The sequence below is a fragment of the Rhodococcus sp. 14-2470-1a genome, assembly GCF_002259425.1.
Lineage (GTDB): Bacteria > Actinomycetota > Actinomycetes > Mycobacteriales > Mycobacteriaceae > Rhodococcoides > Rhodococcoides fascians_E.
In genome coordinates, this window is the sequence record NZ_NPFZ01000014.1 from 126,058 (window position 1) to 146,999 (window position 20,942).

The window sequence follows — 20,942 nt, forward strand, 5'->3', positions numbered from 1 at the left end:
CCGAAAGAGACGTCCATGAAAAGAAGCATCAGCACGCTGGTTACGGTCGGCCTCACCCTCGGCCTGGCTGCGTGCAGCGGCACAGGAGACGGCGGGGACGACAACACGGTGACTTTCCGTATCTGGAGCGACGACGCGGTCGCTGCTGCGTACGAGCAGTCCTTCGCAGAGTTCACCGCACAGAACCCGGACATCACGGTTCAGATCAATCAGGTTCCCTGGGCGAATTACTGGGACAAACTTCGTGCCGATCTCTCCGGAGGAGGCGGCGACGACATCTTCTGGGTCAACGCGCCCAACTACGCGAGCTACGCCGACAACGGCAATCTCGTGAACATTTCCGAGTTGTTACCCGACGCGGTGTCGGATTGGGAGCCTTCGGCCGTCGAGAAGTACACACGTGACGGATCCCTGTGGGGTGTTCCACAGCTCATCGACGGTGGAAAGGTTTTGTACTACAACAAGAAGCTTGTTTCCGACGCGGAGGTCGACCTGGCCGATCTCACTTGGGATCCAAGTAACGAACAGGCAGACACGTTCCTGCAGGCGTTGAAGAAGCTCACAGTCGACTCAGCAGGGCGGACTGCTGACCAGCCCGGTTTCGACCCGGGTGCGGTCACGCAGTACGGCTTCAACGCTGCTTGGGATTTCGATGCGATCGTCGGAAACTTCATCGCGTCGAACGGTGGGCTCTATCAGGACAGCGGGAAGTACGTATTCGCCGACGATCCAGCGTCCGTCGACGCAATCGAGTATGCCGTTGACCTCATTAATGACGACCATGTTGCACCGTCGTCCGCGGACACGAACGACAATCTCGACTTCTCGCGAGATCAGTTCTTACAGGGAAAACTGGCAGTGTTCGAGTCCGGCGCATACAACCTCGCCAACATCTCCGAAGGCGCCGACTTCGAGTGGGGAATAACCCCGATCCCGGCGGGACCTTCCGGTCGGATCCCGGTGACCAACAGCATCATCGCTGCCGGCAACTCGGCGTCGGAGAATTCGGAGGCGACGCAGAAGGTTCTCGACTGGATCGGGAGCGAGGAAGGCAGTGAACCTCTCGGCGCCAACGGGGCTCTGATTCCGGCAGTAACCGGAGCTCAGCAGTCGTACTTCGATTTCTGGGCAAGCAAAGGCGTCGACGCCACGTTGTTCCCGGCGGGAGTGCAAAACGGGGTCTTGAAGAACGATCCGGTACCGGGGGCTCAGGCAGCATCGGCCGATCTCGATTCCGCGTTCAAGGAAATCTTCTCCGGGCGCGTGGGGGACATCCAGGAGGCGCTGAAAGAAGCTCAGGACAACGCTAACGAGCAGATCTCCGGTTGATGGTCTACCCACAGCACACCATCGGGAGGGTGCATGAACGCGGACTGTCTGCTCTGCCTCGAGGTCGAGGGGAAAGTCCCGCTGCCCGGTGGGGTGTACGAGACTCCGATGTCCGTGGCATTTCATCTACCCGAGCAACTGAGCGGTGACGTGTTGCTCGGGTATCACCTGGTGGTACCGAAGAGGCACGTCCACGATCACGGCGGACTCGACGAGAACGAGGCGGAGGACATCGGTCGGATCACTCGTGTCCTCTCCCGGGCACTGTCGGCCGCGGGGGCTCAGCGCGTCTACGTTTTCTCGGTCGGTCATTCCTGGCCGCATCTGCATGTTCACGTCGTTCCTCGGTGGCCGAGCGTGCCCGAGGAAGTGCCGTGGCACGCGGTGAAGGACGAGCCCGGATCGCACAGAGTCGACTTCGCCACTGCTGCTTCGTTTGCCGAACGAGTTCGCTGGAATTTGGGTGATTTCAACCCTTGACGTAAAACGCGTCGATGGGTTGCATGGGCGGATGCCGAACGCACTGTCGCCGAGGTGTTGCGGGTCGATCTGACCCGCACCGACCATTCTTCACTCGACTCATGGAGCACACGCAGTGAAAACAATCATTCTTATCGGCATCGTGGGGCTTGCGGCCCAACTCGTCGACGGCGCACTCGGCATGGCGTACGGCGTCACGACGACGACGCTTCTGCTCGCCATCGGCACCAATCCCGCGGCCGCGTCGGCCACCGTGCACTTGGCGGAGATCGGCACCACGTTCATTTCCGGGCTGTCGCACTGGAAGTTCGGCAACGTCGATTGGAAGGTCGTTCGGCGGATCGCCCTACCCGGTGCGGTGGGTGCGTTCGTCGGAGCGACGGTTCTGTCCAACCTGTCCACCGAAGCCGCAGCTCCCGTCATGGCCTTGATCCTTCTGGGCCTCGGGTTGTACATCCTCATCAGGTTCACCGTCCAGGGGATTCCTCGGGGGAATCTCGGAAAGCCGCTGCGCAAGCGGTTCCTGGCGCCGCTCGGGTTGCTCGCGGGCTTCGTCGACGCCACCGGCGGAGGCGGGTGGGGCCCCGTGGGAACCCCGGCCATTCTCGCCAGTGGACGGCTCGAGCCGCGGAAGGTCATCGGCTCGATCGACACGAGTGAGTTCGTGATCGCGCTGGCCGCGAGCCTGGGCTTCCTGTTCAGCCTCGGCTCGCAAGGAATCAACATCAGCTGGGTCCTGGCGATCCTTGCCGGTGGCGTCGTCGCGGCTCCTCTCGCGGCCTGGTTGGTCCGTCACGTTCCGCCTCGGTTGCTGGGGGCTTCGGTGGGCGGCATCATCGTGCTCACCAACACGCGGAGCCTGTTCCGGAGTGGTTGGTTCGAGCTCAGCGGCGCCGTCCAGGCCACTGCGTACGTCACCATCGTCGTGGCCTGGGTGGGGTGCTTCGTGTTCTCACTGAAGGCGTACCTGCAGGACCGCGAGAACGAATCGGCGGACAAGATCTCGGAGGAGGCGAAGACCAATGCGGAGCAGGAAGTCGCTGTCTGACCTGGCCTCGATCGCCAGATCAGCCCTGATCGGGTTCGGATCGACCATTTTCGCAGGCCTCACCACGTACGGCGAGTACCACCTCGGCGCGCACTGACACACCGGAATTACGAACCTGCCCGATTCGAACCATTGACGAGGTTCTGTGCTGGTGGTGGACTTCGAGGATGCCATTCTTCGACGGGGCGCGGGGACCGATCTACTACCGGCACTGGGCCGCAGAGGTTCCGCGCGCGAACGTAGTGTTCCTCCACGGTTACGGGGAACATTCCGGTCTCTATCACCGATTCGCGGATTCTCTCAGCGCCGACGGTATCGACGTGTGGGCGTTGGATCTGATCGGCCACGGGCTGTCGTCGGGGGACCGCGGGGACTTCGGGTCGTTGCGTGACCTGCAAGCGGACGCGGACGCCCTCACCTCGCTGGCCAGGGTGGGTGTGCCCGACGTTCCTACCGTCGTCATCGGGCACTCGCTCGGTTCGGTCGTCGCGACGCTGTCGGTCCTCGACGAGCCGGATCGCTACGTCGCCGCCGTGATCTCCGGTGCGACGCTGGCACCCATCCCGTGGTTGGACCCCGACAACGCTCGATTCGATCTCGATCCGAGTGAACTGTCGGCCGACCCGTTCTACCTCGACGCATTGATCAACGACCCGCTCGCATTCGTCAGTGCGGATTCGGGTCGACTGCTCGGTGCCGAGCTACGGACGGCGTGGGACAGGTTCGACGCCGACCTTGCCGCACTGCGGGTGTCGACGCTCGCAGTGCACGGCGACGCGGACACGGTGTCGCCTATCGAGAACGTCCGGACCTGGGCGGGACGAGTTCGTGAACTCGAACTACGTGAGATCGCCGGCGCCAGGCACGACGTGCTGAACGAGACCGGGCATCGTCGAACCGCTGCCGTCGTCGCCGATTTCGTTCTCGAACGTGCCGATGCTGCATCACTTGTCGTCTACGAGGAGGAGACGTCGTGGCGAGGCTGACGATCACCGACGCGCAACGGGCCGCCCTCGCCGATGCGGCCGCATTCCCGCTGCTCGACGCGATAGCCGGTCGACGGTCACGCCGTTTCCCTCTCGGTGGGAAGATCCCCGACGGTCCGCTGGCGTACGAGAGCACTCACCCGGTCACGCCGATCAGCGAGGTCGAACGGGCTCTTCTGCTGTCGGTCGTCGGCGGAGTCACCGGGTGGCACTACGGCATCACCCGCCACGGTGGGTACGCGCCGAAGTTCCCCAACTACTCGGGGAGTGCTGTGGGAAGAGCCTTTCCGTCGGCCGCCGGATTTCACACCAGTCAGCTGTTCTTCACCGACGATTCGGGAACGTACCTGCTCCCGACACGTGACACCCCACCGTCGCCCGGCGAGTTCGATCTCGAGGAGTGGCTGAATCACACTGCGGATCAGTATGTTCGGCTCGGTGACACGCGACTGGAAATCCCGCGCGAAGAGCCTTACATGGAGGGTCACAACACCTGGATAGCCAACCATCCGGGAAGCTTGCTCGCGTTTCCCGTTGCCGACCTCTCCGAGCACCTGATCGCCAACCTGTCCTTCTTCGCCGCCAACGGGTACGTCGTCTTCGACGACGTGCACGACCGGCCGATCCCGGGAATCGACAAGTTCTCGGCTCTGGCTCACTTCGACGATCCGGTTCCGCTGTCGTTCGTCGAGCAATACACCCTGACCGAGGCAAGCGCGGAGCTTGCGACGGCAACCCACAACGGCGTATTGGTTCTGCAGGCACTCGGTCTCGGCGGGTGGATGTTCGACGGACTCGACCGACTGTCCGTGCTGGGCGGATCCGGTGATCCGCGCGCTCCAGGTCTGGGCTTCCGGTCGGACAACGACCCGAGCTGGCCGTTCCCCAATGCAACCGGCTTGGACGGCGTGTTCGAGACATTGACTCCGCCGCATGTGAACACCGTCGCCGACGGTGTCGCCAAGTACATCGACCGCAAGTACGGGCCGGGTGGGCCGTTCCACCCGGACACACCCGGGGCATGGTCGGAGACGCCCAAGGTCCGTGCAGCCGCCCTGCCCGCGGACGCAGTGCAGGAACTCGTGACCGCGGAGGCGTCGTACATCTACGACGCATTCGGCAAACTGCCGGGAACCGTACCCACCGTCCACGTGCTGATGTATCTGCAGGCCCAGAACATCGACCTGGACTTCTACGACACTCACTTCGCCCCGGGGGCGTACCTTCACACCCACGCCGAGCATGCCCGGCGCGGGTGGTGAGGACGCTCCATCTCACTCCAGTTTGAACCCGACCTTGATCGTCACCTGGAAGTGAGCGATCGATCCATCTTCGATGTGGCCGCGGGTTTCGAGTACCTCGAACCAGTCGAGGTTGTTGAGGGTGGTGTTCGCGCGCGCGATCGCCTTTCGGATGGCGTCGTCGGTGCTTTCGGTGGAGGTTCCGACGATTTCGGTGACGCGGTAGATGTTGTCGCTCATGGGTTCTTTCGCTCCTCTGCAGTCTGGTGAACTTTCCGACTGCTGATACTTCTCCTGCAATGCCGATTTCGAAACAGAACGGTGAAATCGTCTGCTGTAGGCGCTGGTCGAGGCCACGCGCGGAAAAATCATCGTGATTCGAAGGGTGGTTTCCCGTCCGGTGACGGACCACACTCGGGCATCGGCATGAAGTGAAAAGCGAAGACCGGACGAGTTCTCCGAACCTGCAGCGCCTTTCATTCGAGCATGTCGCCCCATCGAGCGCCGGTGCTGTCCCTGTCGTCCTTCTCGAGGAGTATCTCCGCAATGACGCTTCGTCGCTTGTTCTTGTCCAGAATTCCGATGGCCGTTGCAGTTCCAGCCTCCGACGACGAAGCCGGACCGGGCACCGCAGCGGCGGTCTGAGGTGTACGACGTCAAGAGGCTGATACTGCTGCGAGATCTCGCGGAGTACGCGACGATGTCCGCCGTCGCCGAGCTGCACGGCATCACCACCTCGGCTGTGTCGCAACAGCTTCGTACTCTCGAAGACGAAGTCGGTGCCGTCCTGACGCGGCGCAACGGTAGGACGTTGCGGCTCACCGGCGCAGGCAGGGTGCTGGTGGATCACACAGCACGCGTTCTCGCCGCACTGGAAGAAGCCGAGAGTGCGGTGGCGGCGACCGGCGACGTCATCGCGGGTGTCCTGACCGTCGCATGCTTCCAGACCGCAATGGCGCAGCTCGCGCTGCCGGTGGCCGCGGGCCTGGAGAGCGCGCACCCGGGACTGCGTATCCGGTTGATCGAGTCGATGCCGGTCGATTCCGTTCCGGCGGTACGCAATCAAGAAGTGGATCTGGCAATCACGTACACCTACTCGTTCGGGGCCACCGACCTGCCCACCGGCATGACGACGGACTACCTGTTCGACGACCCACTCGTCGTGCTGGCGCCTACCGCGTGGCACGAGCGAATTTCGGAGATGGGTCTCGCGGCGCTCGCCGAAGCCGACTGGATCGCAGCAGCCGACGGTGCGCCCTCCGTACAGTCGGTGGTGTTCAGCTGCAGGCAAGCAGGGTTCACTCCGCGGATCCAGCACCGCAGCAACAGTTTCGCGATGATGGCCGTGATGGTCGGGCACGGATTCGGTGCGACCATCGTGCCGCAGATGTCCGTGCCCGACGATTTCAGGCACCTCGTATCGCAACCCGGTGTCACCCAGCCGATCATCGACGGTGCCCGACGGCTCGGCGTGACGTACCGACAGGCCTCGAGCGAACGGCCGGCGGTAGCCGAGGCCGTACGCGCGTTCCATCGGCGCGTTCGCCCGGTCGAACTGGCGTCCTGACTCTGTCGAACCCCGGTTACTCGACCCTCGTGCATGTTCCTGGGTGCACACAGATCGCTTCGCGAGGGCCGGATGTGCCCTGCCGAACCGACTTGTGTGCACCCAGGGACACCGTCACCCCAGAACACGTCGCCAAGCAGGTGGATCGCACTCCGACACTCGTGTTCACGCGCTGCGGAGGGATACCGGTTCGGTCACCACGCGGATGCCTGGTTCCGGATCGAATCGGTATCCGGTGCCGCGCACCGTGGTCACGAGCCGACCGAACGATCCCAATTTGGTGCGCACTCTCGACAGATGTACGTCCACGCTGCGACCGCCGCCGCTGCGGGTCAGCTCGTCACGTCCGACGACGACCCGCGGGTTGCGCACGAGGTGGGAGAAGATCTCGAACTCGGTGTGACTGAACGACACACTCTGTCCGCCGACGACGACGTCACGCGCAGGCAGATCGATCACCAGTGGCGAGTTGCGGTCGTTGAACCGCACGTCGAATCTCGTCAGGATGCGTGCGTTCGGGGCGAACGTTTCGGTGGTTCGGCGCAGCGCATCCGCGAGCGCGTGCAGTTGCGCCCTGGACAGGCCCTCCAGGGAGGGCGTACCCGTGTCGGAGATGTGCAGCACCACGGTGTCTTCGACAGTCATTCTCTCTCCCCCCCCCCGAAATCTTCGGTGCGACGGGTGAGTCCCGACGTCGGTCCATGGAATCTCGTCGACGCGCACTTGGGAAGATATTCGCTCGAGTTGATCGAAAACGAGAGGATCTGCGTGATCGAAACCGTTGACGTGCGCCGGCCCGCACTGATGGACTTTTCGGCGTGAATGTCGAGGACGACCTGGTGACAGTGGCCCTGCGGACGGAGGAGGTCCCGTGGGACCACGCCGATGCCGAAGCCTTGCGGGCGGCGATGGCCGCGGAAGTCGGGCCGCGGTACGCCGACCGGGCCGCGGACATGGCCCGCACGCAGGCGAACGCCGTCGACCCGGACACCGTGCACCGCACCATCGTCGTCTACGCGGGAGAAACACCCGTCGGGCACGCAGCGGTCCGATGGAACGCCGGTGACCTGGAACTCAAGCGCATGTTCGTCCACCCGGACCACCGCGGAACCGGAGTGTCCACGGCGTTGCTCACCGCGTCGGAGGATGCGGCCCGCGAACTCGGACTGCCGCGGCTGATCCTGCAGACCGGCGATCGCCAGCCCGACGCCGTGCGCCTGTACGAGAAGAGCGGCTACACGCGCATCCCGATCTTCCCGCCCTACGAGGCCATGCCGTTCTCGAACACCTTCGAGAAAGTCTTCACCGGCTGAGCCTGAACCCGATGTGGCTGCTGGAGGTGTCCTCCGTGACGCCCGAACGGGCCGAGGTGCGGTATCGCCGGCAGTAGCTCGCGTGGCACAGGTGCGACCCGCCGCGGATGACGGCCCGGGTGTCGCGGCGGGCGGCGCCGAACGTCCCGGTGGTCCATTCCCAGACGTTGCCGGTGGTGTTGTAGAGGCCGTAGCCGTTCGGCTCGAACGACCGGACGGGTGCAGTGAACACCGTGTCGACGTGCTCGCCGGGGAACTCACCGCGCCACGTGTTCATCCGGTCGAGCGATTCGTCCGCCCCCCAGGGGAACGGTTGCTGCTCCAACCCGCCGCGCGCCGCGTACTCCCATTGCTCCTCGCTGGGCAACGACGACCCGGCCCATGCGCAGTACGCGTCGGCGTCACGCCGGGACACGTGGGTGACGGGGTGATCGGCCACCGGGCTGATCGACGACGCCGGGCCCGACGGCCGCCGCCACGACGCCCCCGAGACGACGCGGAACCACGGCGTCGCGGTGACCGCGGGCGACGAGTCCTCGGCGGGGAGCGATCCGGCGAAGACGAGGGAATCACCGAACTGTTCGGCGTCGGTGACGTATCCGGTCGCGGCGACGAACGCATCGAACTCGGCAACGCTGACCGTCGTCGGCGCGATCGAGAACGCCTCGACTTCGACGCGGCGGACCGGCCCCTCCAGATCGGCCGGATACGCCAGGGGATCCTCCGATCCCATCAGGAACGTCCCACCCGGCACCTCGATCAGCACGCCCGGCTCGGCGCCGCGCTCGGGAAGGTCCCGACGCCCACTGGACTCGTCGCGATCGGGCGCACAGCATCCACCGCTCATACCCCCATGCTGCCACCTGTCCCCCTGAGCGAGGGCCGGACATGTGCTAGGCAATAGGAATGACGAAAGAGAACGTCCTGCTGATCCACTGGCACGATCTGGGGCGGCATCTCGGCGCATACGGGCACCGCTCGGTATCGAGCCCGCGGGTCGACGCACTTGCCGCGGAGGGCTTTCTCTTCACGCACGCGCACGCGACGGCGCCGTTGTGCTCACCGTCGCGAGGGTCGCTCTTCACCGGCCGCTATCCGCACAGCAACGGGTTGGTCGGATTGGCTCACCACGGGTGGGAGTACCGCCCCGGTGTGCAGACCTTGCCCGCGCTGCTCGGTGAATCCGGTTGGCAGACGGCCCTGTTCGGCATGCAACACGAGTCCTCGTTTCCGTCCCGGCTGGGTTTCGATTCCTACGACGTCTCCAACTCGTACTGCGAGTACGTCGTGGAGAAGGCCGACGCCTGGTTGCGCGAGGATCGCACCGAGCCGTTCTTCCTGACCGCGGGATTCTTCGAGACGCACCGTCCGTACCCCGCCGAGCGGTACACCCCGGACGACGCCGATGCCGTGGAGCTTCCCGACTACCTGCCGGACACGCCGGAGGTCCGCGAGGACCTCGCCGAGTTCCACGGATCGATCACCGTCGCCGACGCTGCCGTGGGCGAGCTGCTCGACACACTCGCCGAGACGGGCCTCGACCGTTCGACGTGGGTCGTGTTCATGACCGACCACGGTCCGGCGTTTCCCCGAGCGAAGTCGACCCTGTACGAGGCAGGGACGGGGATTGCGTTGATCGTCAGACCACCGACCGATCGCGGTCTGGCACCCCGGGTCTACGACGAGCTCTTCAGCGGCGTCGACCTGGTGCCCACCCTGCTCGACCTCCTGGGTGCACCCGTACCCGACGAGGTCGAAGGGCTCTCGCACGCAGCCAACCTCGCGTCGGGACGCGCGCCGGTGCGCGACGAGGTGTTCACCTCGAAGACCTACCACGATTCCTTCGACCCCATCCGCGCCGTGCGGACGAAGGATTTCAGCTACATCGAGAACTACGCCGAACGTCCCGTACTCGACCTGCCGTGGGACATCGAGGAGAGCCCGTCGGGCCAGGCCGTGGCCGAATCGGTGCGCTCACCGCGTGCACGCAACGAGCTCTACGATCTGCGCAGCGACCCGGGCGAGACAGTGAATCTGCACGAGGATTCGGAGTACCGTGCCATTGCCGAGGACCTGGCTCTGAGGTTGCACACGTGGCGTGAATCCACGCGTGACGTGATTCCGTCGGACTTCGTCGGGTCGCGCATTTCCGACCGCTACACCCACGACTACCTCGTCACGAAAGGCCTGAAACTGCCGTCGCGGTCTCCGCTGTCGTCCGAGCGCGGGATAGCGGAGGGTACGCAGGACGGTACCGCTGCACACTGAGTTCGGTTTGGCAATGGTTTGACGCAACAGGATCGAAAATCCTGTTGTGCAAAGTGTTTCGCGTGTGTCTAGTATTCCCGGCATGAGCGATCAGCCGCGTTCGTACCTCGTCCTCGCGTCACAGCGAAGCGGAAGCACCCTGCTCGTCGAATCGCTTCGTGCAACCGGGCAGGCTGGCGAGCCACAGGAGTTCTTCCAGTACCTCCCGAGCACGTCGCTGGCGCCTCAGCCGCGTGAGTGGTTCGCCGGCGTCGACGACGAGAACATGCTGAGATTGCTCGCGCCGTGGAAGCCCGGAACACCGTCCACGGAGACGCCGCAGGAGTGGCGCGCCCGAATCCTCGACGCCGGGCGCACCCCGAACGGAGTGTGGGGTGGCAAGCTCATGTGGAACCAGACGCCGCTGCTCACCGCATGGGCCGACGGATTGGCAGGCCGGCAGGCCGACGATCCGGACGCCGGCGACCTGAAGACTGCCATCGAGGACGTACTGGGCCCGGACGTTCTGCTGGTGCATGTCGCACGGAAAGACACTGTGGCGCAGGCGGTGTCGATGTGGCGCGCCGTGCAGACCCAGGTGTGGCGTGGCCGTGCCGACCCGGAGGTGGACGCTCGCGCCGAGTACAACGCCGACGGCATCGCTCATCTCCACGCCATTCTGGAGGATCAGGAGCGGCAGTGGGCGCGATGGTTCGGCGAGGCCGGTGTCGAACCCCTCGACATCGACTACCACGAGCTGGCATCGGACACGACCGGACAGGTCGCCAGGGTGCTCGTCGCCTTGGGGCTCGATCCGGAGTTGGCGCCGCCGCCCGCCCTGCAGCGGCAGGGCAACGACAGGTCGAACGACTGGATCGAGCGTTACCGCGCAGAAAGGATTTCAGTATGACGACCACCGACGAGGTGACCCCCGACGTCACTCACGTGGACGAGCTCCGCGTTCTCGAAGCCGAGGCCGTGCACATCATCCGCGAGGTGGTGGCCGAACTCGAACGTCCTGTTCTCCTCTTCTCCGCGGGCAAGGACTCGATCGTTCTCCTTCGTTTGGCGGAGAAAGCGTTTCGTCCGTCACCGCTTCCGTTCCCGGTGATGCACGTGGACACCGGGCACAACTTCCCCGAGGTCATCGAGTTCCGTGATCGCAGGCTCGAAACGGCGGGACACAGACTGATCGTCGCCTCCGTGCAGGAATCCATCGACTCCGGGCGTGCGAGCGAGATCGGTGGCCCCAACGGCTCGCGGAACCGACTGCAGACCAGAACGCTGCTCGACGCCCTCGAGGCGGGCCGGTTCGATGCTGCCTTCGGCGGTGCGCGACGCGACGAGGAACGGGCACGTGCCAAAGAGCGCGTACTGAGTTTCCGAGATGCATTCGGGCAGTGGGATCCTCGTGCGCAGCGGCCCGAGCCGTGGTCGCTGTACAACGGCCGAATCAGACGCGGCGAGCAGGTGCGCGTGTTCCCGCTCAGCAACTGGACCGAACTCGACATCTGGCGGTACATCGAACTCGAAGGCCTCGAGCTCCCGTCGATCTACTTCGCGCACGAGCGCGAGGTGTTCGCCCGAGACGGAATTCTTCTCGCCACATCGGAATTCACATCTCCAGCAGAGACCGAACAGGCTGCGACGGAATGGGTTCGATACCGCACCGTCGGTGATCTCACCATCACCGGCGCCGTCCGCAGCCATGCAACCGACATCGCCGGAGTGATCGGGGAGATCTCGGCCGCGACGGTATCCGAACGGGGAGAGACGCGCGCCGACGACCGGACTTCGGTGGCCGCGATGGAAGATCGCAAGCGCGAGGGGTACTTCTGATGACACGGCAACTACTGCGACTGGCAACCGCGGGCTCGGTCGACGACGGCAAGAGCACGCTCATCGGACGGCTCATGTTCGACACCGACAGCCTGCCCCTCGATCACCTCGAAGCAGTGACGCGCGACGACGGTGTCCCCGACCTCGCGGCCCTGTCCGACGGATTGCGCGCCGAACAGGAACAAGGCATCACCATCGACGTCGCCTACCGGTTCTTCTCCACCGAGAACCGCAGCTACATCCTCGCCGACACACCGGGTCACGAGCGGTACACCCGCAACATGTTCACCGGCGCATCGACCGCTCACGTCGCCGTTCTCCTCGTCGACGCCCGGGCAGGCGTACTGCGGCAGACCAGACGGCACGCACGGATCTCGTCGCTGCTCGGCGTCCGGCACCTGGTCGCCGCCGTCAACAAGATCGATCTGATCGACTATGCGGAAGACAAGTTCCGCGACGTCGAAGCCGAGCTGCACACGCTCGCCGGCCGTCTCGGCGCCACCGATCTGACGGTGATCCCACTCGCGGCCAAGGACGGCGACAACGTCGTCCACCGATCGACCAACACCCCGTGGTACACCGGCCCCACCTTGCTCGAGTACCTCGAATCCGTCGAACTCGTGGCTCCTGCAACACGTCCGGAGGAACTGCGCCTTCCCATCCAATGGGCGTCGCGACCCACGGCGAACGAGCGGCGACGCTACACCGGTCGCCTGTCCGCCGGAACGCTGCAGGTCGGTGACGCCGTGGTGGCTCTCCCGTCCGGAGCGCGCAGTACCGTCACCGCGCTCGACACACTCGACGACAACCGCTCCACCGCGGTGGCACCGCTCTCGGTGTCCATCTCCCTCGCCGACGACATCGACATCGGTCGCGGCGACGTCGTCGTCAGCGGCGCCGAGGCCGCACACGTTCCGGTCCTCGCCCGCGAGATCGAGGCAACCGTCTGCTGGTTCGGCGACACCCCGCTGCGCGCCGGTGATCGCGTCGCGCTCAAGCACACGGCGTCGACCGTGCGTGCGACCGTGCAGGCACTGCACTCCCGGCTCGATCCCGAAACTCTCGACGAGCAGGATCAACCGGTCGAACTGACGCTCAACGACATCGGCACCGTGACACTGCGAACGTCCTCGGTGATCCTCGCCGACCCGTACACGGACAACCGCGACGCCGGTGCCTTCATCCTCATCGACGAGACGTCGAACGACACCGTCGGCGCAGGCACGATCTCCGAGGCCCGCGAGGTCAAACCCGGCGAACAGACCCGCAACGACATCAAATGGCACCCGTCGGCTCTCGACCGCGCCCACCGATGGTCGTCCACCGGTCAACACGGAGCGACGGTGTGGTTCACCGGGTTGCCGGCGTCGGGCAAATCGACCGTCGCCGTCGCACTGGAGCGCGCGCTCGTCGAATCGGGCCGCGCTGCATATCTTCTCGACGGCGACAACGTCCGGCACGGACTGTCCGACGACCTCGGATTCACCCCGGGCGACCGAGCCGAGAACATCCGACGCGTCGGGCATCTGACGAGGCTGCTCGCCGACGCAGGCGTCGTGGCCATCGCATCCCTCGTCTCGCCTCTCGAATCCGACCGTGCCATCGCGCGCGCCCTCAACGACGCTGCAGGACTCACCTTCGTCGAGGTCGCCGTCAGCACGCCGCTCGAAGAATGCGAGCGCCGCGACCCCAAGGGTCTGTACAAGCGTGCCCGCGCCGGCGAACTCAAGGGACTCACCGGCATCGACGCGCCCTACGAGCCGCCGTCGTCGCCCGACCTGACCATCGACACCACCGGCGCCGACATCGACGACCTCGTGGCCCAGGTCCTGGCCGTGCTCGACCGGGGGTGAGCACACTCGTCGTCCTCGCCGGACTTCCGGCCACCGGGAAGACGACGGTGGCGCGGGAAGTCGCGTCCCGTCTTCAGTGGCCGTACCTGCGACTCGACACGATCGAGCACCGCATCACCACCGCGGGAATCGTCCCGGGGACGGTGGGGTACTCGGTGCTGTACGCGCTGGCGGCCGATCAGCTCGCCGTGGGGGTGCCCGTTGTGGTCGACAGCGTGTCGCCGGTGGCCGCGTCGCGCGACGCATGGCGGAAGGTGGCGTCGGAAACCGGAGCCGAGATCGTCCTGATCGAGGTGGCCTGCTCCGACGTCGACGAGCATCGCCGACGCGTTCGGACGCGCGACGTCGGCATTCCTGGGCTGGCGGTGCCGACGTGGGCCGACATCCAGGACCGCGACTACGAGCCGTGGACATCCCCGCATCACGTCCTCGACACCGCAGGCCAGTCGGTGGAGGAATCGGTGGAGCAGGTGCTGCGTTGGATCGATGTGAATCCGGTCAGAGAGTTCTCGAAAGGCACACGGTGAGCATCAACTTCCTCGACGAGCAGGCGGGTCACCCGCTCGACGATCCGATTCGCAGTTCACTGCTGGGGGCGCACGCCAGGTTCGCGCGCACGGTGGGCCGCAGTTTTCGCTTCGACCCGGAGGTCGCGCCGTTTCTCGGCCACCCGCCCGTGCTCGAGCAGTCCGATTGGAACGACATCGTCGAACTGTTCGGACACGGTGAGATCGTGTCGCTGCGCGGCACCGGGCACGTGATTCCCGACGGCTGGGAGCTGATCGACCAGTTCGGCCTCGTCCAACTCGTCGGGACTCATCTCGAGACCCGGCCGTACGCGGATGCCGTCGTACTCGGCGCACCCGACGTTCCGGAGATGCTGGATCTCGTCGACCGCACCAAGCCGGGACCGTTCCTGCCGAGGACGTTCGAGCTCGGAACCTACCTCGGGATCCGCGACGCCGACGCCGGGGGTGCGCTGGTCGCGATGGCGGGGGAGCGGATGCACCCGCAGGGGTGGACCGAGATCAGCGCGGTGTGCACCGATCCGGCCTACCGCGGTCGTGGCCTGGCCACCGAACTCGTGCGTGCCGTCGGGCACGGTATCCGGGAACGCGGCGAGAAGCCGTTTCTGCACGCGTCGGCGTCGAACGAGAACGCCATTCGGTTGTACCTGTCCATCGGATTCGAGCTGCGCCAGCGTTCGGAACTGACGTTGGTACGCACTCCGGCCTGAGGTGTCCATTCGACTCAGGCTGATCCCAATCCTTTTTCCTACCCGGTCCGTGGGGAAAGATAGTTGGTTGATTCAGGCAAGTAACGCCACCTTTTCGTGAAAGAAGGACCATGAGCTCGAACGACGCATCACTGATCTCTCCCGCCGAGGCAGCTTCCGCCACCGCGACATTGATCGACGTCCGAAGTGAGAAGTCGCGAATCGAGTTCGGCACCGTCGCCGGAGCCGTCGTCGTCGACAAGGCTGCCGTCGAGGCCGAGTTCGGCGCCGCCGACCGTGATCGCGATGAGCCGATTGTCGTGTTCTGCGGATCCGTCAAGGGCTCGGGCCCCGTCGTCGACGAACTGAAGGGGCTCGGCTACACCAACGTCTCGCACGTGGACGGTGGGTTTCCTGCACTGAAAGAGCACGGCGTCCCGACGGTGCACACGCAGTGAGCACAGGAAACGGACTACTTCTAGCTGTCGAACTGGACGGCCGCAACGAATCGCCCAGGGCACTGAAGGAAGCGGTGACGGCCGCCGAACGCGCCGGGTTCACCCTCGTCACGTTCGGGGATGCGCTCGTTCCCGAAGCCGACGAGGAATACCGCATCGACGCAGGCACTCGTGCCGCGTTCGTCTCGTCCACGACGTCGACGATCGGACTGGGGCCGACGGTCCACACGCTCACCACCGAGCCGTTCTTCCTCGCCACCCAGCTGGCGAGCCTCGATCACACCTCGCACGGACGCGGTGCCTGGGTCGTCGGCGCCGACAATCGCAGCGCAGCCCACGATGCAGTGGGGACCGACGTGCGCGACGCCGACGCGATCACGCGGGAAGTACGCGACGTCGTCGATCTCGCACGGCGACTGTGGGATTCGTGGGAGGACGACGCCGTCATCCGCGACACCGCGACCGGCAGGTACCTCGACCCGGACAAGGTTCACCACGTTCGATTCGAAGGAGAGTTCTTCGACGTCGTCGGACCACTCATCACTCCGCGCTCGCCGCAGGGCCAGATCGTCGTCATCGGTCGCGCGGACCTCGGTATCGCCGATCTGCTCGACATCGTCCTCGTCGACGATCCGACCTCGGCCGCCGAGCACGACCGGCTGGTGTTCGCGGATGTGTCCGTGACGGACGATGTTTCGCCGCTCGTCGGTGTCGTCGACGGAGTGCGGTTCACACCGGCATCCGCCGAGGAGCTCGGTGACCTGATCGACAGGGTCGCGCCCGCACTGGCCGAGGCAGGGGTACTGCGCCGCCCGGAACCGGGCCGCACACTCCGAGAGAACCTCGGACTCGACCGTCCCGTCAGCCGCTACGCCGTGACGGCACAGAACTAGGAGAACTCTTGTCGACCATCGACAGCCATCCCGACACCGGTGCCGCCTACGACGAGAACGCGCAGATCCACCTCGGAGTCTTCTACCCCGGCATCGGTGCCCAGACCGTGTGGGAGGACCCGAACGCCCCCGACCAGGTCGCCACGGACACGTTCGTCGAGGTCGCGCAGAAGCTCGAACGCGGACTGTTCGACGCCTTCTTCCTCGGTGACGGCCAGCGCGTTCGCGAGAACCGCGGCGCCATCCTGTCCACCGACATCGCGGGCCGGCCCGACGCCATCACCCAACTCGCGGCACTCGCGAGCGTCACCGAGCGCATCGGGCTCGTCGCAACGCAGAACACCACGTACAGCCTGCCGGTCGAACTTGCTCGGCGCCTCGCGAGCCTCGACGCGCTCTCCGAGGGGCGCGCAGGCTGGAACATCGTCACCACCGACAATGCCTGGACCGGTGAGAACTTCCGGCGTGGCGGGTGGCTCGCCCACGAACGTCGATACGAGCGCGCAACACAGGTCGTCGAACTCGCCAAGCAGTACTGGGCCGGTGAGAAGATCGGCTCGGACACCGACCTTCTGACAGCGCACGCGACGCCGAACGTCCCAGCCAGCGCGCAAGGTCGACCGATACTGTTCCAGGCCGGCGACTCGACGGGCGGCCGCGATCTCGCTGCGCGTCACGCCGACGTCGTGTTCTCGGCCAACAACGCCTACGACGACGCCGTCGCCTACGCACGCGATCTCCGCACCAGGACCGCGGCGTTCGGGCGGGCGGCGGATGCCGTGAAGATTCTGCCCGGCGTGACCGTCGTCCTCGGGGACACGCCCGACGAGGCCGAGGAGAAGGTCCGCTGGCTGCGATCCAACGCGCACAACGGTGTTCGCGCCATCGCGTTCCTGGAACACTACTGGGGCAAGGACCTGTCGGCGTACGACCCGGAGGGTCCGCTCCCGGACATCGATCCGGTGGACTCCGAGCTCGATCCATCCAGGGGCACGCTGTCGATCGACGCGCGCACCGGAAAGTTGGACCAGATCGAGCGGTGGCGAAAGCTGGCGTCGGACAAGGGGTTGTCCATCAGGGAGCTCGTTCTCGAAGTGTCGCCCGCGTCGCGTTTCCACTCGGGTACGCCGGCCCAGGTTGCCGACCGCTGGACCGAGCTGGTGCGCCACCGCGTCGTCGACGGGTTCAACATCAACCCCTATCACCTGCGCGACGGTATCGACGACCTCGTCGACAAACTCGTTCCTGCCCTTCAGGAACGTGGGGTCCACCGCACCGGATACACATCCACCACACTGCGTGGCCACCTCGGTCTGGACGACGAGCACGCCACATCGGACCGGAAAGCATCATGACCTACTCAGCAGCAGAGAACCGTTACGACAACGCGCAGTTCCGCCGCAGCGGCAGAAGCGGATTGAAGCTTCCCGAGTTCTCCCTCGGTCTGTGGCAGAACTTCGGCGACAACCGACACTTCGAGACTCAGCGCGAGATCATCCTCCGCGCATTCGATCTGGGCATCACGCATTTCGATCTCGCCAACCGCTACGGTCCGCCGTTCCGTGCCGCGGAGAAGGTGTTCGGTCGCGTACTCGGCAGCGATCTCGGGCGGTACCGCGACGAGATCGTCATCGCATCGAAGGCAGGCAACCCCATCGGCGCGAGCCCGTACCTGGGCGGTGGCGGACGGAAGACCCTGCTCGATTCCATCGACATCACCCTGCGTGACCTGGGAGTCGATCACGTCGACATCTTCTACTCGCACAGCCCGGATCTCGACACACCTCTGGAAGAGACCATCGGAGCCTTGGCCTCCATCGTGGCGCAGGGCAAAGCGCACTACATCGGCATCTCCAACTACACCGCCGAGCGCGCTCACGACGCGGCGATCATCGCGCAGAAGCTGGGCACACCTCTGCTCGTGCACCAATCCAGGTACTCCATCTTCGATCGGACCGTCGAACGGAGCGGTCACCTGGACACTGCAGCTCAGGACGGCACCGGTGTGGTCGCCTACTCGCCGCTGGCACAGGGACTGCTCACCGACAAGTACCTGCAGGGCACCGTGCCCGCGGATTCACGCGCCGCCGACAGTGCTTTCCTGAACGCCGACGACATCTCCGACGTCTACGTCGAGCGAGCCGCGGCGCTGAACAAGATCGCGCAGGCACGTGGTCAGTCGTTACCTCAGCTGGCGTTGCAGTGGGTTCTTCGCCGTCCGGAGGTCACCACTGCGCTCGTCGGTGCGAGCTCGACCGCTCAACTCGAACACAACCTGGCAGCAACCACTTTCGCCGATCTGGACGACGCCGAGCTCGCCGCCATCGACAAGCACGGAGTGCACGGAACGGTGCTGCGCCCGAAGAAATAGCGGTTCCAGCCGATGGTGCATCATGTGGAGTGTGACCGACGAGCCGCCTGTTGGACCGCCCGCCCGCCCGGACGAACGATTCACCCTGGCCAGCGAACGCACCTTCCTGGCGTGGATGCGCACGTCGCTCGGTTTGCTCGCGGGCGGCATCGCCATCGTCCACCTCGTTCCCGATTTCAGTACCGGATGGGTTCGCACGACGCTCGGACTGGTCCTGATCGGCATGGCGGCGTCGGCTGCCGTCGTCGGATTGCGACGCTGGTTGCAGGTCCGTCGGGCACTCGAGGCCGGAGCGCCGATGCCCGACGCCAAAGACCTCTGGATGTTCGCCGTCGGAATCGGTGCAGTTGCCGTATTGGCCGGAATTGTCACGGTGCTGGGGATCCACTAGCCCACAGTTTCCGTCGGGAGTGCACAATCGAAGGATTAGTGACATTCGACAAGGGAGCAGCGCGTGGCACAGGCTTTGAAACTGGGATACAAGGCGTCGGCGGAGCAGTTCGGACCGCGCGAGCTCGTCGAACTCGGTGTTCTCGCCGAGCAGCACGGCATGGACTCGGCGACGGTCAGCGACCACTTCCAGCCCTGGCGGCACGAAGGCGGACACGCACCGTTCTCGTTGGCATGGATGACGGCCGTCGGTGAACGAACCAAGACCATCCAGCTCGGCACCTCGGTCCTCACCCCGACCTTCCGCTACAACCCCTCCGTCATCGCCCAGGCATTCGCCACGATGGGCTGCCTGTACCCGGGGCGCATCATGCTCGGCGTCGGCACCGGCGAAGCACTCAACGAAATCGCCACCGGATTCACCGGAGAATGGCCCGAATTCAAGGAACGCTTCGCGCGCCTCCGCGAATCCGTGCGCCTGATGCGAGAACTGTGGCTCGGTGACCGCGTCGACTTCGACGGCGAGTACTACACCACCAAGGGTGCATCGATCTACGACGTCCCCGAAGGCGGAATCCCCGTCTACATCGCCGCGGGCGGACCCGTCGTCGCCCGGTACGCAGGCCGCGCAGGCGACGGCTTCATCTGCACTTCCGGCAAGGGCATGGAGCTCTACACCGACAAGCTGCTTCCCGCCGTCGAAGAGGGCGCAGGCAAAGCCGAACGCGACGCAGGCGACATCGACAAGATGATCGAAATCAAGATCTCCTACGACACCGACCCGGACCTCGCGCTGGAGAACACCCGATTCTGGGCGCCACTGTCACTGACCCCGGAGCAGAAGCACTCCATCGACGACCCGATCGAAATGGAGAAAGCAGCCGACGAACTGCCCATCGAGCAGGTCGCCAAGCGGTGGATCGTCGCCTCCGACCCCGACGAGGCCGTGGAGAAGGTCAAGCAGTACACCGACGCGGGCCTGAACCACCTCGTCTTCCACGCCCCCGGACACGACCAGAAGCGCTTCCTCGAACTCTTCGAGCGCGACCTGTCGCCGCGGCTGCGCAAGTTGGGTTAGTTCGACCGCTCCCCGCCGGCATGGATGTGCCACCGCAACGCGTAGGCGGTGGCACATCCATGCGGGTGGTCAGGGCTGCACGGCCGCCAGTTCGAACATGCGCATGTCCCGGTCGGTGCGGTTCTTGTACTCCCCGTAGACGCGGACCATGTCGTTGAACGCCGCGTAGATGCGAGCTTTCTCCGCGCCGACGACGGGGGTGGCGGTGACGGGGATCTTCTTGCCCCCGATGGCGACGGTGGCGTTGGGGTCGGCGAGGAGGTTCGTCGTCCATGCCGGGTGGTGCTGTTGCCCGAAGTTGCTGCCGACGACGTACAGCTTGTCGCTCTCGCGGTAGTACAGCAGCGGGGACGTTCTGGGTCGACCGGATTTGCGGCCGGTCGTCGTCAGAAGCACCACCGGCGCGGCGATGGGACCGAGGATCGTGAACCGGCCGTTCGTTCGCTCGAGCAGCCTGCGGTCGACGCCTGCGAGGTTCCGGATCACCCACGATCCTGGTTTGGTCGCGGCGAACGCGACGGCGGGTGTGCGGATGAAGCTCGTTTCGCTGCCCCAGCGCACATCGGGAAACGGTGATTCGGCCATGACCGATCTGACTACCGCAGGTCACCTTCTGTCAACAGCGGAACCAGT

General features: G+C 65.2%; 24 protein-coding genes. 19 read left to right on the forward strand and 5 right to left on the reverse strand.

Going from position 1 to position 20,942, the window contains the following annotated elements; genetic code table 11:
- Nucleotides 1-15: 15 nt before the first annotated feature.
- The 5 genes from CH292_RS06865 (at nt 16) to CH292_RS06885 (ending at nt 5,105) form a co-directional block, all read left to right on the forward strand.
- A complete protein-coding gene (locus CH292_RS06865) occupies nt 16-1,329 on the forward strand; it encodes a sugar ABC transporter substrate-binding protein (RefSeq protein ID WP_019663241.1) in 1,314 nt (437 codons plus the stop codon).
- 33 nt (nt 1,330-1,362) lie between these two features.
- Nucleotides 1,363-1,809 carry an HIT family protein gene (locus CH292_RS06870; RefSeq protein ID WP_094654390.1) on the forward strand — a complete coding sequence of 149 codons (447 nt, stop codon included), beginning with the start codon at nt 1,363-1,365 and terminating at the stop codon, nt 1,807-1,809.
- A 115-nt stretch (nt 1,810-1,924) separates the two neighbouring features.
- The gene (locus tag CH292_RS06875; RefSeq protein WP_019663243.1) at nt 1,925-2,857 is read left to right on the forward strand and encodes a sulfite exporter TauE/SafE family protein; all 933 of its coding nucleotides are present in this window, start codon (nt 1,925-1,927) and stop codon (nt 2,855-2,857) included.
- Nucleotides 2,858-3,024: 167 nt separating this feature from the next.
- On the forward strand, nt 3,025-3,843 hold the full coding sequence (locus CH292_RS06880) for an alpha/beta fold hydrolase (RefSeq protein WP_094654391.1): 819 nt from the start codon (nt 3,025-3,027) through the stop codon (nt 3,841-3,843).
- Nucleotides 3,831-5,105: a hypothetical protein gene (locus tag CH292_RS06885; protein WP_020110815.1), complete on the forward strand. Its 1,275-nt coding sequence runs from the start codon at nt 3,831-3,833 to the stop codon at nt 5,103-5,105. The genes CH292_RS06880 and CH292_RS06885 overlap by 13 nt, the downstream gene beginning before the upstream one ends.
- 12 nt (nt 5,106-5,117) lie before the next feature.
- Here the strand turns inward: CH292_RS06885 and CH292_RS28835 are convergent, their stop codons facing one another.
- On the reverse strand, nt 5,118-5,324 hold the full coding sequence (locus tag CH292_RS28835) for a dodecin (RefSeq protein WP_033188717.1): 207 nt from the start codon (nt 5,322-5,324) through the stop codon (nt 5,118-5,120).
- A gap of 236 nt (nt 5,325-5,560) precedes the next feature.
- The gene (locus CH292_RS28840) at nt 5,561-5,713 is read right to left on the reverse strand and encodes a hypothetical protein (protein WP_179277928.1); all 153 of its coding nucleotides are present in this window, start codon (nt 5,711-5,713) and stop codon (nt 5,561-5,563) included.
- Nucleotides 5,714-5,730: 17 nt separating this feature from the next.
- On the opposite strand from CH292_RS28840, the gene CH292_RS06895 reads away from it, so the two are divergent.
- On the forward strand, nt 5,731-6,651 hold the full coding sequence (locus CH292_RS06895) for a LysR family transcriptional regulator (protein WP_094654392.1): 921 nt from the start codon (nt 5,731-5,733) through the stop codon (nt 6,649-6,651).
- 165 nt (nt 6,652-6,816) lie between these two features.
- On the opposite strand, the gene CH292_RS06900 is transcribed toward CH292_RS06895, so the two are convergent.
- Complete coding sequence (locus CH292_RS06900; RefSeq protein WP_033188703.1) at nt 6,817-7,296, reverse strand: winged helix-turn-helix domain-containing protein; 480 nt, start codon at nt 7,294-7,296, stop codon at nt 6,817-6,819.
- 173 nt (nt 7,297-7,469) lie between these two features.
- On the opposite strand from CH292_RS06900, the gene CH292_RS06905 reads away from it, so the two are divergent.
- Nucleotides 7,470-7,964, forward strand: coding sequence for a GNAT family N-acetyltransferase (locus tag CH292_RS06905; RefSeq protein WP_094654393.1), 495 nt, complete (start codon nt 7,470-7,472; stop codon nt 7,962-7,964).
- Here the strand turns inward: CH292_RS06905 and CH292_RS06910 are convergent.
- Nucleotides 7,954-8,811: a formylglycine-generating enzyme family protein gene (locus tag CH292_RS06910; RefSeq protein ID WP_094654394.1), complete on the reverse strand. Its 858-nt coding sequence runs from the start codon at nt 8,809-8,811 to the stop codon at nt 7,954-7,956. The genes CH292_RS06905 and CH292_RS06910 overlap by 11 nt on opposite strands.
- 59 nt (nt 8,812-8,870) lie before the next feature.
- On the opposite strand from CH292_RS06910, the gene CH292_RS06915 reads away from it, so the two are divergent.
- From CH292_RS06915 to fgd, 12 genes are all read left to right on the forward strand, one after another.
- A complete protein-coding gene (locus tag CH292_RS06915; protein WP_094654395.1) occupies nt 8,871-10,232 on the forward strand; it encodes a sulfatase in 1,362 nt (453 codons plus the stop codon).
- A gap of 82 nt (nt 10,233-10,314) precedes the next feature.
- Nucleotides 10,315-11,121, forward strand: coding sequence for a Stf0 family sulfotransferase (locus CH292_RS06920; protein WP_179277929.1), 807 nt, complete (start codon nt 10,315-10,317; stop codon nt 11,119-11,121).
- Complete coding sequence (gene cysD / locus CH292_RS06925) at nt 11,118-12,050, forward strand: sulfate adenylyltransferase subunit CysD (protein WP_019663258.1); 933 nt, start codon at nt 11,118-11,120, stop codon at nt 12,048-12,050. Before CH292_RS06920 ends, cysD begins: the two co-directional genes overlap by 4 nt.
- Nucleotides 12,050-13,903, forward strand: a complete 1,854-nt coding sequence (gene cysC / locus CH292_RS06930) for an adenylyl-sulfate kinase (RefSeq protein WP_033188699.1) — start codon at nt 12,050-12,052, stop codon at nt 13,901-13,903. Before cysD ends, cysC begins: the two co-directional genes overlap by 1 nt.
- Nucleotides 13,900-14,430 (forward strand): AAA family ATPase, encoded by a 531-nt coding sequence (locus tag CH292_RS06935; protein WP_020110806.1) that lies wholly within the window; start codon nt 13,900-13,902, stop codon nt 14,428-14,430. Before cysC ends, CH292_RS06935 begins: the two co-directional genes overlap by 4 nt.
- Nucleotides 14,427-15,140: a GNAT family N-acetyltransferase gene (locus CH292_RS06940; RefSeq protein ID WP_019663261.1), complete on the forward strand. Its 714-nt coding sequence runs from the start codon at nt 14,427-14,429 to the stop codon at nt 15,138-15,140. The genes CH292_RS06935 and CH292_RS06940 overlap by 4 nt, the downstream gene beginning before the upstream one ends.
- Nucleotides 15,141-15,250: 110 nt before the next feature.
- A complete protein-coding gene (locus CH292_RS06945) occupies nt 15,251-15,577 on the forward strand; it encodes a rhodanese-like domain-containing protein (RefSeq protein ID WP_020110804.1) in 327 nt (108 codons plus the stop codon).
- Complete coding sequence (locus CH292_RS06950; RefSeq protein ID WP_019663263.1) at nt 15,574-16,470, forward strand: LLM class flavin-dependent oxidoreductase; 897 nt, start codon at nt 15,574-15,576, stop codon at nt 16,468-16,470. Before CH292_RS06945 ends, CH292_RS06950 begins: the two co-directional genes overlap by 4 nt.
- Nucleotides 16,471-16,478: 8 nt before the next feature.
- Nucleotides 16,479-17,825, forward strand: a complete 1,347-nt coding sequence (locus tag CH292_RS06955) for an LLM class flavin-dependent oxidoreductase (protein WP_094627724.1) — start codon at nt 16,479-16,481, stop codon at nt 17,823-17,825.
- On the forward strand, nt 17,822-18,841 hold the full coding sequence (locus tag CH292_RS06960; RefSeq protein WP_094654397.1) for an aldo/keto reductase: 1,020 nt from the start codon (nt 17,822-17,824) through the stop codon (nt 18,839-18,841). Before CH292_RS06955 ends, CH292_RS06960 begins: the two co-directional genes overlap by 4 nt.
- A gap of 22 nt (nt 18,842-18,863) precedes the next feature.
- On the forward strand, nt 18,864-19,232 hold the full coding sequence (locus tag CH292_RS06965) for a YidH family protein (RefSeq protein WP_033188697.1): 369 nt from the start codon (nt 18,864-18,866) through the stop codon (nt 19,230-19,232).
- Between the two features lie 63 nt (nt 19,233-19,295).
- Complete coding sequence (gene fgd, locus CH292_RS06970) at nt 19,296-20,309, forward strand: glucose-6-phosphate dehydrogenase (coenzyme-F420) (protein WP_019663267.1); 1,014 nt, start codon at nt 19,296-19,298, stop codon at nt 20,307-20,309.
- Between the two features lie 69 nt (nt 20,310-20,378).
- Here the strand turns inward: fgd and CH292_RS06975 are convergent, their stop codons facing one another.
- The gene (locus CH292_RS06975) at nt 20,379-20,894 is read right to left on the reverse strand and encodes a nitroreductase/quinone reductase family protein (RefSeq protein ID WP_094654398.1); all 516 of its coding nucleotides are present in this window, start codon (nt 20,892-20,894) and stop codon (nt 20,379-20,381) included.
- Between the last annotated feature and the right edge of the window lie 48 nt (nt 20,895-20,942).